The following is a 15,410-nucleotide window of genomic DNA, read 5'->3' on the forward strand; positions in this document are numbered from 1 at the left end:
GAGCAAAGATTGTTTGAAAGGTTTACTGACCGGGCACGCCGTGTGATTGTGCTCGCTCAGGAAGAGGCACGTTCACTGAAGCATAACTATCTTGGTACGGAGCATATTTTGCTTGGTTTGATCAAGGAGGGTGAGGGTGTAGCTGCAAAAGCGCTTGAGTCGCTCGATATTTCTTTTGAAGCTGTACGTGACCAAGTGGTGGAGATTATCGGTGAGGGGCAGGAACAGCCAAGCGGCCATATCCCGTTCACTCCGCGTGCGAAAAAGTGCTTGAATATGCGATGCGCGAAGGGCTGCAGCTTGGGCATTCCTATATCGGTACAGAACATCTGCTTCTTGGTCTGTGCCGGGAGCAGGAAGGTGTGGCTGCGCAGGTACTTGCAAAAGTAGGTGCGGATGTAAACAAGGTGCGGACCCAGGTTACAAACCTGCTTTCCGGCTACCAGGGCGGAAAAGAAACCGTCGGCGTCGGAGCAGGAAGCCAGCGTGAAGGCATAAAGTCTGGTTCCACGATTCTTGACCAGTTCGGCCGGAATCTTACGATGTTGGCGCGGGATAACAAGCTTGACCCAGTGATTGGCCGGCATATCGAGACACAGCGCGTAATGCAGGTACTCTCCCGCCGTACGAAAAATAATCCGGTACTGATTGGAGAACCAGGCGTTGGTAAGACGGCTGTGGTTGAAGGCTTAGCGCAGGCGATTGCTGCCGGTGATGTTCCGGAAACTTTGAAAGATAAATATTTATATTCGCTCGATATGGGGTCGCTTGTTGCCGGATCACGCTACCGCGGTGATTTTGAAGATCGGATTAAGAAGATTCTGAAAGAGATCACAAACCGCGGCGATATTATTATTTTCATTGATGAGATTCATACTCTTGTCGGAGCGGGTGCAGCGGAGGGCTCTTTAGACGCTGCTTCCTTGCTGAAGCCGATGATGGCGCGCGGTGAATTGCAGGTAATCGGTGCGACTACGCTTGATGAATACCGGAAGTATATCGAGAAAGATGCTGCACTTGAACGCCGTTTCCAGCCGATTCAGGTGGAACAGCCGACGCTGAAAGAGACGGTTGCGATTCTTGAAGGCTTGCGTGACCGTTATGAAGCGTTCCATCGTGTGACAATCACTGATGAAGCACTTGAGGCAGCTGCGACAATGGCTGATCGGTATATTAACGACCGCTTCCTCCCGGATAAAGCAATTGATTTGATTGATGAAGCGGGTGCTCGTCTTGCGATTCAGAAGATGACTGCCCCGGATGAATTGCGCGAATTGGACGAAGAAATTGCGAAGGTCCGTGCGGAAAAAGAAGCTGCGATTAACGGGCAGGATTTCGAAAAAGCTGCAGGGCTGCGCGATCAAGAGCAGAAACTCACTGAAGCGCGTGCAGAGCGTGAACGTGCGTGGAAAGAAGGCGATCTCGACGTTGTTTCTGTTGTCGATGAAGATTTGATTGCGGAAGTTCTTTCAATGACGACGGGAATTCCGGTCTTTAAGCTTACTGAGGCTGAGTCTGCCAAGCTGCTGCGGATGGAAGATGAACTGCATAAGCGGGTAATCGGGCAGGAAGAAGCAGTTAAGGCAGTTTCGCAGGCGATTCGCCGCGGACGTGCCGGACTGAAAGACCCGAACCGTCCCGGCGGCTCGTTTATTTTTGCCGGTCCTACCGGTGTGGGAAAAACAGAGCTGGCAAAAGCTGTAGCCGAGTTCCTATTCGGTGATGAAGACGCGCTGATTACCCTTGATATGTCTGAGTATCAAGAGAAGCATACGGTTTCACGGCTTTTCGGTGCTCCTCCAGGATATGTTGGCTTCGAAGAAGGCGGGCAATTGACTGAAAAGGTCCGGCGGAAGCCGTTCTCCGTCGTACTTTTTGATGAAATCGAGAAAGCACATCAGGATTTGTTTAACTCTCTGCTGCAGATTCTTGAAGAAGGGCGGTTAACAGATTCGCAAGGGCGGATTGTGGACTTTAAGAACACAATCATTATTATGACTACCAATCTTGGTGCAAAGGATATTGCGAAAGGTGTAAGCACTGGTTTCCAATTTGATGCGGATACTGGTTCTTCCTATGAGCGGATGAAGAATCGGGTGAATGAGGAGCTGAAGAATCACTTCCGTCCGGAGTTCTTGAACCGTGTGGACGATATTATTGTGTTCCCGCAGCTGCAGCGCGGCGAGATTTTGCAAATCGTAGATTTGATGATGGCACGGCTTGATTTGCGTCTGCATGATCAGGGAATGAGTCTCGCGATTTCAGAAGATGCAAAGCAGCTGTTGGCAGACCGCGGATTCGATCCGGTGCTGGGCGCACGTCCGCTGCGCCGGGCAATTCAGCGTGATATCGAAGATGTGCTTTCTGAAAAGCTGCTTTACGGCGAATTTAAGGCAGGGCAGACGATTGTGATTGAGGTGGATAAAGAGGATATCCCGATGAGTTTCACTTTCGTCGGGCAAGATTCTGATTATCAGCTTCCAGAGGGTGTCTCGCCGGTGAAGCCGACGAAAGAAATGTCTGAAGAGACGCTTTAGACCGAGTGAATTTTTCTATGCTCGATTGTAATTCGAGTTAATTATTACGACGGCGGAGAAGTGATTTTTCCGCCGTCGTTTGGTATCCGAAAGCAAAATCCGGCTTCGGTTGAATTAGTACAAGTTTACGGAGCTTGCCTATTCTGCGCTGCCGGCGATGGGAAGTTGCTTTTGTTGCGTAGGAGGCTGCAGGAAGTTCGGCGCCGGTTTTTATTTCCGGGAGTGTTTGTGTTTATACTGGTCATAGGCTTGTTGGAGCATAGGCTTGTTGCAGCGGCGGGATTGCCGTCGTTAATCAGAACCGCACATTTTTCTGCCAGTCACGTAATTTTGCTCCGATTTTGTTATCGGTTACGTGCGCGATACTGGTCTTGCCGCCAGTTACATAATTCGGGTGCCAGCATAATCTAATTTTCCAGGATAGCCAATTTCTAATCCGCCAACTCGGTTAGTAAGAACACACTAAATCGACTTAAGTCAAGTTTTATTTTCAGTTTTCGATTATGAGTCTAAAATGAGGGATATTTAGATTCTAATCATGAATCGAGAGGAAAGTTATGAATCAGAACTCTCTGCCGCTCAGCCGGTCGCAGCGTCTTGAACGTTTGCCGTTCACTAAACAGCTTGGAAAACTTTTGGGAGCTTCCGGTATCGGCTGGGCTCTCGATGCGATGGATGTTGGGCTGATCTCTTTCGTTATTGCGGCTCTTGCACAGCAGTGGAACCTCAACGATACTGAAAAATCGTGGATTATTTCCGTGGGGTTCGTCGGTATGGCTGTGGGCGCCAGTCTGGGCGGTTTGCTGGCAGATAAGATTGGGCGACGCTCTGTATTTGCGATTACTCTTCTTGTCTATGGCCTTGCTACGGGAGCGTCGGCATTTGCGGGAAGTGTGGCTGTGCTTCTCGTTTTCCGTTTCATCGTCGGCATTGGGCTTGGTTCAGAGCTGCCCGTGGCTTCCACCCTTGTCAGCGAATTTGCTCCGAAAAAGATACGCGGACGTATTATCGTCTGGCTGGAAGCTTTCTGGGCTTTGGGGTGGATATTATCAGCGCTGATTGGCACGTTTGTTGTCGCCGGATCGGATGATGGATGGCGTTGGGGATTCCTGATCGGCGCAATTCCAGCAATTTATGCCATTATTATTCGGATGCACACGCCGGAATCCGTACGTTTCTTAGAAGCACGCGGGCGTTGCAATGAGGCAGAAGTAATTGTTCGTGCATATGAGCAATCTGCGGGAGAAAAGTATATTTACGATGAAAAACCGCGGAACAATCGGGAGCGCGGGCAGGAATATGAAAATTCTGCCGCTGTGAATAATGCGGCTTCCGGCGCGGCAGTTGATCAGTATAATGCAATAGATTGTGCTGCGCAGACTATTTCGATTTGGGATAAGGGGATTCGGAAACGCACGATTGCGCTATGGACAATCTGGTTTATGATTAATTTCAGCTATTACGGTGCTTTTACCTGGATTCCTTCACTTTTATCCGATCAATTTGGTGATTTGACGAAGAGTTTCACATTTACGCTGATTATGACGTTTGCGCAGATTCCGGGCTATGCTGCGGCTGCATGGCTTATTGAAGTTATCGGACGCCGGCGCACGTTGGCGCTTTTCTTAGCAGGATCGGCGATTGCAGCTATTTTGTATGGCAATGCCGGATCTGAAGCAATGATTATTATTGCCGGTATTTTGCTGAGCTTTTTTAATCTCGGGGCATGGGGAGCTTTATATGCTATTGGTCCGGAACTCTATCCGACGAATGTGCGCGGTACTGGTACTGGAGCTGCTGCTGGCTTTGGGCGGATTGCGTCGATTCTGACCCCGCTTTTGACGCCGGTTTTCATTCATCTGGGCGGGTCATTGCTGACGTTTGCTGTCTTTTCGGCGGCATTTGCGATTGCGGCATTATGTGCGTTCCTTTTGCCGGAAAAGAAAGGGAGGCAATCAACTGACGCTGCGTGATGCAGCATAAAGCGCGCAAAATCTATACTGCCGTCGGCGCATTAGCTGCAGCTTTTTCCCGTGCTGAAATTTGGTATTCTACATACTCGTTGCAAACCGCCATAATGGCAATCCCGCTGAGAATTGCCAGCGAAAGTGCTAATGGGGAAAAATATGCCATTAGCAAACCAGTAATTGGCGGCATTGTCAGTGATCCAACATAGGCGAATCCCATTTGCAGTCCCATTGCCCGCGGGGTGTTCTCAGCTCCAAGACGGCGGGTAGTTTCCTTGATAATTGTTGGATATATTGGTGCGCAGCCGATTCCAAACAATGTGAATCCGGCAATCGCCGTGCTTGCAATCGGGGTGGCGGTAACGATTAATGAACCTGCCAAAATTAACGCTAAACCAATTCGCAGCAGCTGCGGATTAGAAAAACGTGCGGTTGCAAAACCGGAAATGAAACGTCCGACGGTAATGCCGATATAGTAGGCAGAAGCTCCTGCGGCAGCAAGTGAAACCGGAAGCCCATGATATTCTGCAAGGAAAGTTGCTGCCCAGACTCCGGCAGTTAGTTCGAAACCGCAATATGCTGCGAATCCGGTGAGGATTGGGAAAATTAGCGGGAGTTTCCACCATGGAAGATTTTGTTCCGTAACATGTTCAATGCTGCTGGTTGCATCGATGGCTTCTTCTTCAGCGCTGTTCCAAGTCCAACGTGTACTCACTAATGTGATGAGTAAAATAAACTGCAGGATTGCGATGGTGATATAGGCTGGGCGCCACTGATTCTGCCAGTTGAGCCAAAAACTTACAATCAGCGGGCCGGCAGCGGCGCCGACTCCCCAAAATGCGTGCAGCCAGTTCGTGTGTTTTGCAGAATAGTGCAGTGAAGTAAAAGAGTTAATTGCGGCGTCAATTGCGCCTGCGCCGAGTCCGAGCGGGAGCGAGAGAATGCAAAGCCAAATGAACGACGGGGCAAATGCGAAACCAAAAAGTGTGATAGCAGTTAAGAGCACTGAAATGATTGAAACACTGATTGTGCTGAGACGTTTGAGTAAATAGCCCGAAGCGAATGAAGCAATAATTGTGCCGCTGGAAACAATCAGGGAAAGCAAACCTGCGCCTGAGGCAGAAACTTTGAGATCCGGGGATATTTGCGGCCAGGCGGCGCCGGTAATTGCGTCGGGCAGCCCGAGCGAGATAAACGAAGCGTATATAACTGCAAGGAGAATTGTCATTATTTAGTGCGAGTGCTTTCTGTTGGTAGATCGAATATTTTCGACGGCTTAGATGAGGGAAAGTTTCTGGTGATTTCCTTTGGTTTTCTCCGGCGGTGCAAAATCTGAAGCTGAAACGATTATGAGAAATTCTCGTGCGGATTAGCGGATGTTTTCTATTTTGGCACGGAAATGTACGCGGCGTTTATTCCATTACCTCGATAGTACCGATTTGGAATCGATTTCAGAAGTTTATGTGACTGAGACGATTCGGCGTGCATGCGGCAAGAGCTGCAGCGCCGTCTCCTGCATGTAACCATAGCGCCGGCTTTGCGCATATCCGCTGAATGTTTGCAGTCATATTTGAAATTCATGTTTGGATGTGCATAATCATTGCGTTTAATCCAGTCTAAAAATACGTGATTGCTTTTTATCCGGTAGCGGAAAAATTTCCATCCCGCCGAATGTATATTTTTGTCATTCTCGTTTTATGATTGACCTAGGTCCCAACTATGTGACTGCAGACATCTCGCGGTACACTTTCCGTGAGAATATCATTTGGATAAAAGCAGAAATAATGCTTTCCACGCCCAACGAAGGGAATATTTGATGACAAAATATGTTTACGCGTTTTCTGAAGGAGACAAGGATCAGAAAGATCTCCTCGGCGGCAAAGGTGCAAATCTTGCAGAAATGACTAATCTTGGTTTGCCGGTACCTCCGGGTTTCACTATCACCACTGAAGCTTGCCGTGCATATCTCGGTCAAGGCGCTGTACCGGAGACTCTTGATGTTGAAGTTACGGCAGCAATCCGGAATGTTGAAAATACGATGGGGAAGCGGCTTGGCGACCCAGAGAATCCGCTTCTCATGTCGGTACGTTCCGGTGCAAAATTCTCCATGCCGGGCATGATGGAAACTGTGCTAAACATTGGTTTGAATGACGATTCTGTGCTCGGACTTGCAGCGCAGTCGGGTAATGACCGTTTTGCTTGGGATTCTTACCGGCGGTTGATTCAAATGTTCGGCAAGACAGTAATGGATATCGACGGGGATCTTTTCGCAAATGCACTTCATGGTTTGCAGGCACGCAAGGGTTATAAAGGCGACCTTGATATGACCACTGCAGATCTCAAAGAACTTGTGGCGGAATACAAGGAAATTGTGAAACGTGAAACTGGAAAGGATTTCCCGCAAGATCCGCGGTTCCAGCTTGATATGGCAGTCGAAGCAGTGTTCCGTTCATGGAATACCGACCGTGCGCGTCTCTACCGCCGCCGTGAACGGATTCCAAACTCTCTGGGAACAGCTGTGAACTGCCAAACCATGGTGTTTGGAAATATGGGCGACGGTTCCGGCACTGGTGTGTGTTTCACCCGTGACCCTTCTACCGGTCATTCCGGCGTATACGGTGATTACCTGGAAAATGCACAGGGTGAAGATGTGGTTGCTGGTATCCGCAACACTCTCTCCCTTGCGGATCTTGAGCAGATTGATAAAAAGTCCTACGATGAACTTCGCGGAATTATGGATAAGCTCGAAACTCACTACCGTGATATGTGCGATATCGAGTTCACGATTCAGCAGGGGAAGCTGTGGATGCTGCAGACCCGTGTGGGAAAGCGTACCGCTTCAGCGGCATTCCGGATTGCCGAACAGCTCGTTCAGGAACGTCTGATTACCCGCGACGAAGCGGTAACCCGTGTAACTGGCGAGCAGCTCACCTCGCTGCTTTTCCCGCAGTTTGATAAGAAAGCAGAAAAACTCAGCTTTCTAAGGGAATGCCGGCTTCCCCTGGTGCTGCCGTCGGCGAAATTGTGCTCAATAATGAGCAGGCTGTGCAGCGGACCTTTGAAGGCGTAAAGGTAATCCTGGTCCGCTCAGAAACCAATCCGGATGATCTGCAGGGAATGATGGCGGCTTCCGGTGTGCTGACTGCCCGCGGCGGTAAGACTTCCCATGCGGCTGTGGTGGCGCGCGGTATGGGGCGCTGCTGCGTGGTTGGTGCTGACGATTTACTCATTGACGAAGCTGCGGGAACCGTCTATGTGAAGTCTCAGGATAAGACGCTCCGTTCGGGTGATGTGATTGCTATCGACGGCACTACCGGTGAGATTTTCGCGGGTGAAGTGGCAGTTACCGATTCCCCGGTAATGACATATATTTCGCATGGTCTTGAAGCCGGTCTTGCAGCTGCGGAAGATGATGACACGAAAGAACTCGTGCAGGCAGTGCATCAGATTCTGATTCATGCTGATTCCAAGCGGGAATTAACTGTGCGGGCAAACGCAGATAATCCGGAAGATGCAGCGCTTGCGCGTTCTTTCGGTGCGGAAGGGATCGGGCTTTGCCGGACCGAGCACATGTTCCTTGGGGATCGCCGCAAGCTTATCGAGCAGGTGATTTTGGCAAAGAATGAAGCGGAGCAGGAAGAAGCTTTCAAAGCGCTCGTGCCATTGCAGGAGGGTGATTTCATCGGAATTTTTGATGCGATGGACGGCCGTTCGGTAACTGTGCGGTTAATTGATCCGCCGCTTCACGAGTTCCTTCCGGATCTCACTGAACTTTCAGTGAAGCTGGCGGTGAAAGAAGCGCGCGGTGAAGAAGTTACTGCAGCAGAAAAGGATTTGCTTGCTGCAGTGAAAGCAAACCATGAGCAGAATCCGATGCTTGGCTTGCGCGGTGTGCGTCTTGGTTTGAAGCTGCCGGGGCTGATTAAGCTGCAGGTTCGGGCAATTGTGAACGCTTATGTGACGTTGAAGCAGCAAGGTAAGGATCCGCGTCCGGAAATTATGGTTCCGCTTATCGGTTCGGTGCGTGAGATGCAGGTGGTGCGTGATATGGCGCAGCAGATTATTGATGAAGCAGCTGCTGAAGCCGGATTCGAAATCAAGATTCCAATCGGCAATATGATTGAACTGCCGCGCGCTGCGGTGACGGCAGAAGATATTGCTCACGAATCGGACTTCTTCTCATTCGGAACTAATGATTTAACCCAGACCGGATGGGGATTTTCGCGTGATGATGTGGAGAGTTCTTTCTTTAACGAATACTTCGATCTTTCCGTGTTCGGGACTTCGCCGTTCGAATCAATTGATACGCACGGTATCGGTGCGCTGGTGCAGATTGGTGCAGAAAAGGGGCGTTCCACGAAACCGGAGCTGAAACTTGGCGTATGCGGTGAGCACGGCGGCGATCCGGCTTCGATTCATTTCTTTGCAGAAATCGGACTCGATTATGTTTCTTGTTCGCCGTACCGTGTGCCGGTGGCGCGGCTTGAAGCGGGCCGTGCGGCAATTTCGAACGAATCTGAGCTGGCAATAGAACGCAGCGGCAAAGATCGGCACACTACTGCGTAATATGTGCTGCGAATATGCACGGAATATGTAGTTCGTGGCGGGCTGCGGTGCTTTTGATGGCGGTTGCAGGCACTGCAGTGTTCCATAGCTTCCGGTAATTCGCGGTTTGCAGTATTAGCGCCGGATTTGTGCAAGCGCTGAATCCGGTTTCATACTGCGCAGCAGATTTGCCGTGAGCGGTGCAGTTTGAGCGGGCAGTTTTCCTTTTTGGAGGGGCTGCCCGCTGAACTATATCTGCAGCGAAATTCTGATTTTTACTGAATGTTTGGAAAATAACTTCCGAAAACAAGCAGGAGTAGCAATTGCGGTGAATGATCGTGCGGAATGAACCGATTTAGCTATGCGGTGAATCACTGGCACAGTGCTGCAGTGTCTGGAATTCTTGGAGTTGAGATCATTCGGCTGCATTTGATGAGATATCTGTTTTTACGGATATTTTCTCCGGCAGGCGGCTGAGAAATCGAAAAATTCGGCAGGATGCCGTCGGGATAACGGCAAAGTGCTCTTATGGAAGGAAACAAAATGGGTTTTGATGAAACTTTGAAAAACAAGGCAGAAGAGTTCGCTGGTACTGCAAAAGAAAAATTTGGTGAAGTTACGGGCGATGAGCACACTGCAGCTGAAGGCCGCGCAGATAAAGCGGAAGCGCAGGGTAAAGAATTTTTGAACAAAGCTGGTGAGAAACTGGAAGAGGTGAAGGAATCTCTTTCCGACGCGGGTGCGAAAGTTGCTGCGAATGTTGAAGCAGGCGTAGAAAAAGTGAAAGATATTTTCGGAAAGAAAGATGGCGAGTAATTCTCGCGTTAGTTCGCTTTCGTCAAGTCTGGTTTTGACGGTTTCACTTAGCTGGGCGCGGCTGTAATTTTGGAAAATAGATTGCAGCTGCGCTCATTGTTGTTTTGCCCGCGGTGATTCCGATATTAGTGCGGATTAATGAACAGAATGTGCCGTTTAGTTTTCCTGTTGCTGCGGTTAGGATTTGCTGCGGTTAGGATGTGAGCGGCAAGACCGCATCCATCCATCTGCTAATTGCGGCGAATGCTTGTGCCCGTGCGGAATAGCGGGAAAGTGTTACGTCGTGAATTGCGTTTGGGATTTTTCAAGGGTCAGCGAATTTGTGAGATTCAGGCAGCGTTTCCAGATTTGGTCTACGCGGAGTACGGCGTCCGTTGAAAGCTGTTCGAAAGACCATTCGCTGCTGCCGCTGTAAGAGCGGGTAGAAGTGAGGGTGAGTACCGGTGCGGTAATATTCAATCCTTGTGCCACGCGTTCGTGTCCGCGCAAAATTGCGTTTAGCCATCCGGCGCGCACTGGGAACGACGGAAAGTGGCGGTATTGGGTGTCTGGCTGCCAGCCGTCGGTAAAAAATGGGTCATTATGCGGATCTGATTCAGTATCGATTAAGGGGTCGTCCAAGTGGTTGCCGGTGAGTGCACGCTGATAGAAACCGTTGTCAGTGCTTGGGATAACTGTGGTTGGGTCAAGCCGTGAGAGAACTTCGATTGCCGGATGGCTTGCTTGGCGTACTGCTGTCGCAGCTTGAATTTCGAGCCAGGGAGAGTTGAGTACGAGTCCGGTGAGGGCGCCGGGATGGCGGTCGGCCCAAAGGGAAGCTGTTAATCCGCCGGTGGAGTGTCCGTAGAGAATAAACGGCGTATCTGCCGGCAGTTCGCTGTAGATTGCGTCGCGTGCAGCGTGGATGTCGTCGTCATAAAAGCTGAGATCGGTGGTGTATCCCCACATTTGTGCAGGCAGATGTGAGCGGCCGTATTTTGAAAGGTCAATCGCATAGAATCTGCCGCCAAGAGCGGAAATTGCGCGGGCAAGCTCAATTTGATAGAAATAGTCGTTCCAGCCGTGGATGGCGAGGAATGCGAAGCGCGGTTTTTCGGCGTCAGTATTTTGCGGTGAATTTAGGTTTTTGACGGCATGATTGATTCCGGCATGGCTGCTGTGCTGCAATTTTGCGTAATTATTGGCTTCCGGATCTTTTTCGGGCAGGTGGCGCACAATCGTAGTGATTCGCCGCCCTTCAAAATCCGGATGAAGTGCGAAGCTTGCCATTTCAAATCCGGTACCGAGGATATCTGCTTGCCATTTTATCTGCTGCTCACTCATATTTTCTATCTTGCCAGCTTTTCCCATGTTTCGGGTGATAGGTGAGGTAAATGTTACAACTGTGAAAATTGGGTTCTGTGTTCCAATTTATAAAATTGTAATGTAGTCTCGATGTTGAAGTGTTAAATTTTGGATTCTTGTCAGATGCCTCGATTCTGTACATGCACGATATCGAAAACAGCGCAATATATAGAACAAACCGGGCGAAAAATTGCTTTTTCTGGAGGGTAATTCGTGAAAAATGCGATGAAGAAAATGTTCGCAGCAGTCTCAGTTATTGCTGTTGGACTCGCTTTTGAAGCTAATGCTTACGCTGCTCCTGCCGGCGGCAGCGGTAATGAGAGCGTAGCGCAAATCGAACTTGCGCTTACAAATCTCGCTGCGCAAAGTTCGCAAGCACAGGCTGAACTGGCGCAGGCAAGAGCGCAGGAAATTGCAGCGAATGCAAAGATGATTGCCGCTCTTGACGATGCGATTAACACTCAGAAAAAGTACGACGACGCGCTTGCCCGCGTAAATGAAGCGAAAAAGATTTGGGCGGAATCGCCCAGGCAATGTATCAAGATGCTGCCGGTTCATTAACAAATTCTTACTACCTGTTCGGGGCGGAAAATTTACATGAAGCAGCAGCGCGTTCCCACGCTTTCAAACAGTTGGCCGGGCAGACTGATGCGAAAATTGGTCGGCTGCAGGCACTTGAAACCGTCGCAAAATCGCTAAAGCAAAAAGCTGAAGCAGCTGCAGAAACGCAGGCAAATCGGGCAAATGCCGCAGAGCGCGCCACAGGCGATGTTGCAAAACGCGCAGCTGATGTGGATCGGCAGCTGAAGCAGGCTGAACAGCGCCGCGAACAGCTTGTGATTGAATTGGCTGCAAAGCGGAATACGGATGTGGCTGCCGAGCGCGCTCGGGCGCAGCAGATGGAAGCTACTCGTGCGCAGCAAGCAACCGCGCAGGCAGCGGCGGTTGTTGCAAAGGCAGAGTCGGATGCGGTGGCCATTGCGAATGCAAAGATTGGGGAAACTCCGGCAGAACCTGCGGTTCCTGTACAGCCGGCAGCGGATGCTGCTGCAGAGGCTGCGCGTGCTGCAGCGGAAGCTCAGCGTGCAGCGGAGGCGCAAAAGCGGCAGAAGCAGCTCGTGCTGCAGAGGCTGCCCGTGCCGCGGAAGCAGAAGCTGCGCGTGCTGCAGAAGCGCAGAAAGCCGCAGAAGCAGCAAAACCGGTGCAACCGGCAAAACCTGCTCCAGCGCCAAGTTCAAATCTCGGGCAGCAGATTGTGAACTATGCAAAGCAATTCACTGGTACACCGTACGTTTGGGGCGGCACCACAACTGCCGGTTGGGACTGTTCCGGTTTTACCGGATTTGTATTCCGCCACTTTGGGATTAATCTTCCGAGAACATCCGGTGCACAGTACAATGCGTATCGGCACCGTGAAGTTCCGGCTTCACAGGCACGGCCGGGAGACTTGATGTGGTGGCCGGGGCATGTGGCAATTTATGTCGGCGGTGGGAAGAATGTGGCTGCAAACACTCCGGCGCAGGGGACTACGGTTTCGGCAAACTATGGCAGCCCGAAGTATTTGCGGATTGTTGACTAACAGATTAAAAATTTGCGGGACGAGAAGTTTAATTCTCGCCCCGCAAATCCGTTCTCTGCTTTTATTTCCCGTTTTATTTCCCGAATTCCGGCAATGTGCGGCAAACTCTGCTGCACATTGCCGTCAGCCTACTGCCGACAGCTGCAGTAGGCTCGCCGAAAATCTGATTACTGGTGGATATCGTCGTAATAACCGGTTTCCTCGGCTCGTTTGAACGAGCGGCGAATTTCTTCTTCAGCGGCTTCACGGCCGACCCAGTGCGCGCCCTCCACAGATTTACCTGGTTCAAGATCCTTATAAACTTCGAAAAAATGCTGTACTTCAAGACGGTGAAACTCGGATACATCTTCAATTTCGGTACGCCAGGAAGCCCGCTGATCGCCAGCCGGCACGCAAAGCACCTTATCGTCGCCGCCGGCTTCATCGGACATCCGGAACATCCCAAGCGCCCGGCAGCGAATCACGCAGCCGGGAAAAGTGGACTCATCAAGCAGTACCAGTGCGTCGAGCGGATCGCCATCTTCACCAAGAGTGCCGTCGATAAACCCGTAATCGTCAGGATAGCGCGTGGACGTAAAAAGCATCCGGTCGAGACGAATCCGGCCGGTTTTGTGGTCTAGTTCGTACTTATTGCGGTTACCCTTTGGGATTTCGATGGTGACGTCGAATTCCATGAGTCCTCCTTGGATCGTTATGGGGTAAATAGATTGCGGATCTTTTCGGCGGGAAGTGAATTCGCAACCGCCGTCGGAAAAATCCAAATTAATGTAGCTTAGTAGTAGTTTACATTGGAAAGTGCCAAAGAGCTGTGAGATTTTCTTTTGAAAGCTGCACGTTCGCACGTGAGAATGGTGTTTTTCTTGGGAAAATTTGCATTCTGCTGCTGTGAATTTTTTAATACACGGTACAAATGTTGTAAATATAAGCATTGTCAGGAAAGAGTAAGAAGATCCGGAAATGAAAAATAGTGTGACGAAAAGCAGAATCACTATTGTGAGTGTGCTCGCTATTTTCGGCGGGTATGTTTATGCGGATGTCTGGGATTTGGTTCCGGGTTTCTTTACGTTAAAAGATTCGGCGGGGCTCGCACAGCCTTACCCGCAGGCGAATCCGGAAGCTCACCTTGAACCTCGCCTTAAATCAGACAATGGCAGCACGCGAAATAATAAGTCCAGTAATAATCCGGAATTGCAGCTGCCGGCTGCAGATGTAAATGCGCCGCTTCCCGAGAAAGGAAAACTGGCAGATATCCTGCAAGAGTTTGCCCGTAATCCGGAAATGAACGGCCAAGTTTCTGCTGTGATTGCGGATGTTGCGACACGGGAAGTGCTTGCTGAGTTGAATGCGGACCGTCCGGCTACTCCGGCTTCGGTAAATAAGCTGTTAACTGCTGCCGCGGTGCTTTCTGCTTACAATCCAAATACAACATTCGCCACGGAAACAAAATTTGCCGACGGAACGCTCTATTTGATAGCCGGCGGTGATGTGCTGCTGGCAGCTGACGCCGGAAATGAAGACGCGGTTGCCGGGCACGCCGGACTTGGCGATTTAGCACGGGAAACTGCCGTCAATCTGAAACAGCAGAAGATTACTGCAGTGGATTTGGTTTTGGATGCGGCGCTTTTTGCTGATGAAGACTATGCGCCGGGGAATGATGCGAATATTATGCAGTGGGTAATGGCGGCAAGTCCGATTGCGGTTAATCGGAATCTTGATGAGAGCGGGAAATTTTTACCGCAGCCGCGTGAACGGGCAGTAAATATTTTTGCGCAACATTTGCAAAATGCGGGAATTGGTGTGAAGTCGGTTAATTTTGCTCGCACTCCGGCTGAGGCGCGGGGTTTGGCGCGGGTCAATTCTGCACCGCTGCGGGAAATAGTCGATCTGACTTTGCTGCAATCTGATAATACGCTTGCGGAAACTCTTGGGCATTTGGCGGCTGTGAAGAACGGGAAACATGCCGATTTTGCTGGTGCTGGCGAAGCTGTGCGCAGTGAGCTTGCAAAGCTGGGCTTTTCGACTGCCGGTACAGTGCTTGCCGATTCTTCCGGTCTTTCTGAGGCTAATAAGCTCACGGCTGCGCTGGTGAATCAGATTTTGCTGCAGATTGGGAACTGTGACCGGAGCAGTTGCGCCTCGCTTCTTTCTGCACTGCCGGTTTCACAGCTTGACGGAACTTTATCCGGAAGATTTGCGGATTTGCCTGTTGCGGGAAAGGTGCGGGCAAAGACTGGTTCTCTGGGATCTGTTACCTCGATGGCTGGACTGCTGTATACGAATGCTGGGCGGATGTTAAGTTTTGTGGTAATCGTCGACGGTGTGCCGGAAGACGGCGCTTATGGGCTTCGTCCGCTGCTTGATGGGGTGATTGCGAAAATCATAGCGGCGTGAGTGCTGTATCGCGTGAGTTTTGTATCGCGTGAGTTTTGTTCTGTGTGTTGGTTTTGCCGGGGTGTTGGGTTCTGCGAGGTGAGTTTTGTGCAGCGGGCGAACGTTGTGATATGGAACGCCGCGGCTATCCGGACGCTGTAATATGCGGCTTTACGATGTTTAGTGCGTATTAGCTCCGCGGCAAATACTCGAAGTCTATTGTATCCGGAGGTTTCGGTACGCAGACGCTGT

General features: G+C 50.5%; 9 protein-coding genes and 2 pseudogenes. 8 read left to right on the forward strand and 3 right to left on the reverse strand.

Annotated features, from left to right (window positions below; all coding sequences use genetic code 11):
• Positions 1-9 precede the first annotated feature (9 nt).
• Both RQN30_RS09180 and RQN30_RS09185 read left to right on the forward strand, forming a co-directional pair.
• Positions 10-2,537, forward strand: a pseudogene (locus tag RQN30_RS09180) (ATP-dependent Clp protease ATP-binding subunit).
• 557 nt (positions 2,538-3,094) lie between these two features.
• Entirely contained in the window at positions 3,095-4,510 is a 1,416-nt protein-coding gene (locus RQN30_RS09185) for an MFS transporter (protein ID WP_353060211.1), read from the forward strand.
• A 22-nt stretch (positions 4,511-4,532) separates the two neighbouring features.
• Here the strand turns inward: RQN30_RS09185 and RQN30_RS09190 are convergent, their stop codons facing one another.
• Positions 4,533-5,732 carry an MFS transporter gene (locus RQN30_RS09190; protein WP_353060212.1) on the reverse strand — a complete coding sequence of 400 codons (1,200 nt, stop codon included), beginning with the start codon at positions 5,730-5,732 and terminating at the stop codon, positions 4,533-4,535.
• 588 nt (positions 5,733-6,320) lie between these two features.
• Here RQN30_RS09190 and ppdK point away from each other — a divergent pair.
• A pseudogene (gene ppdK, locus RQN30_RS09195) lies at positions 6,321-9,070 on the forward strand (pyruvate, phosphate dikinase).
• 522 nt (positions 9,071-9,592) lie between these two features.
• Complete coding sequence (locus tag RQN30_RS09200; RefSeq protein WP_353060213.1) at positions 9,593-9,865, forward strand: CsbD family protein; 273 nt, start codon at positions 9,593-9,595, stop codon at positions 9,863-9,865.
• A 276-nt stretch (positions 9,866-10,141) separates the two neighbouring features.
• Here RQN30_RS09200 and RQN30_RS09205 read toward each other — a convergent pair whose 3' ends face one another.
• Entirely contained in the window at positions 10,142-11,188 is a 1,047-nt protein-coding gene (locus tag RQN30_RS09205) for an alpha/beta hydrolase (protein WP_353060214.1), read from the reverse strand.
• Positions 11,189-11,422: 234 nt separating this feature from the next.
• On the opposite strand from RQN30_RS09205, the gene RQN30_RS09210 reads away from it, so the two are divergent.
• From RQN30_RS09210 to RQN30_RS09220, 3 genes are read left to right on the forward strand one after another with little or no spacing between them, the layout of a single operon-like run.
• Positions 11,423-11,770, forward strand: coding sequence for a hypothetical protein (locus RQN30_RS09210; RefSeq protein ID WP_353060215.1), 348 nt, complete (start codon positions 11,423-11,425; stop codon positions 11,768-11,770).
• Positions 11,722-12,468: a hypothetical protein gene (locus RQN30_RS09215; protein ID WP_353060216.1), complete on the forward strand. Its 747-nt coding sequence runs from the start codon at positions 11,722-11,724 to the stop codon at positions 12,466-12,468. The genes RQN30_RS09210 and RQN30_RS09215 overlap by 49 nt, the downstream gene beginning before the upstream one ends.
• Positions 12,465-12,788, forward strand: coding sequence for a C40 family peptidase (locus RQN30_RS09220; RefSeq protein WP_353060217.1), 324 nt, complete (start codon positions 12,465-12,467; stop codon positions 12,786-12,788). Before RQN30_RS09215 ends, RQN30_RS09220 begins: the two co-directional genes overlap by 4 nt.
• Positions 12,789-12,955: 167 nt before the next feature.
• Here RQN30_RS09220 and RQN30_RS09225 read toward each other — a convergent pair whose 3' ends face one another.
• Positions 12,956-13,462: an inorganic diphosphatase gene (locus RQN30_RS09225; RefSeq protein WP_353060218.1), complete on the reverse strand. Its 507-nt coding sequence runs from the start codon at positions 13,460-13,462 to the stop codon at positions 12,956-12,958.
• 283 nt (positions 13,463-13,745) lie between these two features.
• Here RQN30_RS09225 and dacB point away from each other — a divergent pair, with 283 nt between their 5' ends.
• Positions 13,746-15,179, forward strand: a complete 1,434-nt coding sequence (dacB, locus tag RQN30_RS09230) for a D-alanyl-D-alanine carboxypeptidase/D-alanyl-D-alanine endopeptidase (protein ID WP_353060219.1) — start codon at positions 13,746-13,748, stop codon at positions 15,177-15,179.
• The last annotated feature ends 231 nt before the right edge of the window (positions 15,180-15,410 follow it).

The organism is Arcanobacterium hippocoleae (assembly GCF_040360365.1).
In the GTDB taxonomy this organism is placed as follows: domain Bacteria; phylum Actinomycetota; class Actinomycetes; order Actinomycetales; family Actinomycetaceae; genus Arcanobacterium_A; species Arcanobacterium_A hippocoleae_A.